The sequence below is a fragment of the Bartonella sp. CM86QHHN genome, from assembly GCF_042194695.1.
Lineage (GTDB): Bacteria > Pseudomonadota > Alphaproteobacteria > Rhizobiales > Rhizobiaceae > Bartonella.
The window spans coordinates 1-2375 of the sequence record NZ_JBHIND010000094.1 but is presented as its reverse complement, the minus strand read 5'-3'; the positions used below and the strand labels follow the sequence as shown (position 1 = coordinate 2375).

3 protein-coding genes are annotated in these 2375 nt (G+C 35.5%); 1 reads left to right on the top strand and 2 read right to left on the bottom strand.

The features are described 5' to 3' along the window. Window positions 1-262: 262 nt before the first annotated feature. Complete coding sequence (locus tag ACFIKX_RS09690; RefSeq protein ID WP_375627969.1) at window positions 263-808, top strand: hypothetical protein; 546 nt, start codon at window positions 263-265, stop codon at window positions 806-808. Here ACFIKX_RS09690 and ACFIKX_RS09685 read toward each other — a convergent pair. Together ACFIKX_RS09685 and ACFIKX_RS09680 are read right to left on the bottom strand one after the other, a co-directional pair. Beyond that, on the bottom strand, window positions 792-1346 hold the full coding sequence (locus ACFIKX_RS09685) for a hypothetical protein (RefSeq protein WP_375627967.1): 555 nt from the start codon (window positions 1344-1346) through the stop codon (window positions 792-794). The two genes, ACFIKX_RS09690 and ACFIKX_RS09685, sit on opposite strands and share 17 nt — an antisense overlap. A gap of 362 nt (window positions 1347-1708) precedes the next feature. Then, complete coding sequence (locus ACFIKX_RS09680; RefSeq protein ID WP_375627966.1) at window positions 1709-2218, bottom strand: Panacea domain-containing protein; 510 nt, start codon at window positions 2216-2218, stop codon at window positions 1709-1711. Window positions 2219-2375 lie beyond the last annotated feature (157 nt).

Below are 2375 nucleotides of genomic sequence, written 5' to 3'. Positions count from 1 at the left end.
CGCTTTTTAATGGGTTGTGGAGCCTGCTGTGTATTTTCTGATGTCATAAAATACGCCCTCCAGATAATAAAAAACCCCGCAAATGCGGGGATTCCAAACTGCACTGCCTCTCGTCTAGACACAATACGACAAGTGCCGTATTTGTCATTAAATACGATTTGCTACACTTTGTCAACACTAAAATAACACATATTGATAATTTCAAAGTGAATCAGTTAAACAGATAAAGTGCACATTAAGGTAGACATATAAGGTAGAAATGATGTTTATAAAAAAATCTTTATTTAGAAGCGTATTAATTATCGCACTTTTTACAACGTGTTTTATATCCACTTCAAATGGATATGCTAATTCTGAAGAATCTTCTTCATTTTTTAATAAGTTATTCTGTTCAAAAGTAACCACAGAATTAAAAACCGAACTTCATAATCACCTAATTCATGGAAACGAATGGTGGGAAAAAAGATTCAAAGAAATTAGAATGATAGAAGAAGTATATTTCTTGCATAACATGTCGACTTTATCAAAAGAACGTTTTGAACAACATGTAAATATGATAAGAGAATGGCATGATATACTGTGGGAAAGAAACAATAGTTTTAGCGATTTAACCGGCAGTATGCTACAAAAAATAAGTGCAATAGAGGATCTAAATAAAGCAAAACAATCTAAGAACCATATGGAGGAATCAGAAATTCTGAAAGCCCTTCCTATAATTGAAAAGCGGATAATTGAAAATAAAAGAAAACTTCATAAACTAGATTATGAAAGTGAAGCGTTATATAAGTTTATCATTCACTTTTATTGATAGTTACATAATTTTGCGAAAAATACTTTTGAAGCGCATTAAGAGCAACCTTTAGCGAACTCACAAGATGTAGTAATTCTTGATCTTCACTAACAAGGTACTGTAGCGCTGCATAAAGATTGTACTGTCTATAGAGATGTTGCGCCTCTTTTATTGCCTCGTGAACAGATTGATAATGACGCGTTGCTTTTTCAACCCATTGCTCAAAGCTATTAGGGTCTGAGTTTGTAGAAACATCATCATAAATAGCATTAGGCAAGCCCTTTGCACAAAGGTAATTATTCCTTATCTGTAGATATTGTTGCGCGGCATCATATTGCTCTTGAGTAATCACGCCTTGCAAGCAAAGCCGCCCTATATAGGTACCAGAAAGTGGATTTTTTGCCTCTTGTAGCGTTAAACCGAAGCGCTTTGCACGCATTTCTATTGCCAATTTATCAACGGCTTCACGCGGTGCTTTTGCACGTGATATACGTCCGTTTGGTTCTCTTACCTGCCCTGCTATTTTAGGGCGTCCCCTCTTTTTATTTTTTTTCACTTATGTCCCCAGATTCCTGTTTAATATTTTGCCAAATTTCCTCTGCTTTTGACTTGAACTTTAGACTATAAAAGAATAACAAACCCAGAATGATCGATATTATAATTATAAAAACTAGCTTAATTTTTAAATGACTTTTATCCCAAAATAGTTCTATGGACAAAATTAAAAGCGTACCCAATAAAGTCCCCATTATTCCATGAAAACGACATGCAGACGTTGCGTGATCTTTTAATAGATTTATTTCTTGTTCTGTAACAGCATAATGAACAGTTCTCCTCGGAAGACAATCTGCAATCACTCTAATAGATTGATTTCCAACAGCATCACTTGCACGTTGAAGTTGCTTAAGATGAAGGTGTTTATTTTTTTTCCGGCTCTTGTAAATACCCGTTAATTTTTTGTGTGAAATATTCTTTGATGTCATCGTCTTTTAGCTTCACACCAAATTGCCCACAATCATATACTCTCTCCCACGGAGATCCATTCTCATGAGATTCATTGCGCAAGCGCCAAGGTGAAAAATTTTTATAAGCATTCCAGACGATCTCTAATAATTTAACTGTATATTTATCAGCGGATTCTTTAGGAATTTTAGGAATCAAAATTTCTCCTGTCTCTAAATCAACTGTTCGAGAATAGCAATCGATAAAACGCCTTCCCCAATCTTTAAACTCATGATAAAGAGCCGGAATCACGGGACCATGCTGCCATGCTTCTATACGATCAGGAAAGAGACGCTTACCTGTAGCTGCTAACATCCATCCATACGCAAGATACACCAGTTTAATGAGCTTCATAGGAGAAATTGGGATATTCTCTTCACGTCCCTTTTCAAGAAAGAAGTTAGCAATTTGCTGAACTTGGTACATATCATTCATACCCCACAAAATATACAACTTTACAGAATTGCTTTAACATGATCACTTTCCTCATTCAATAATATCCTTAAAAAGGAACACTGTCATTCATAACGGTATGGGGCGTATCAAGAGGTCTGTAAATGCTTCTGTCATAAGCAGATGACTG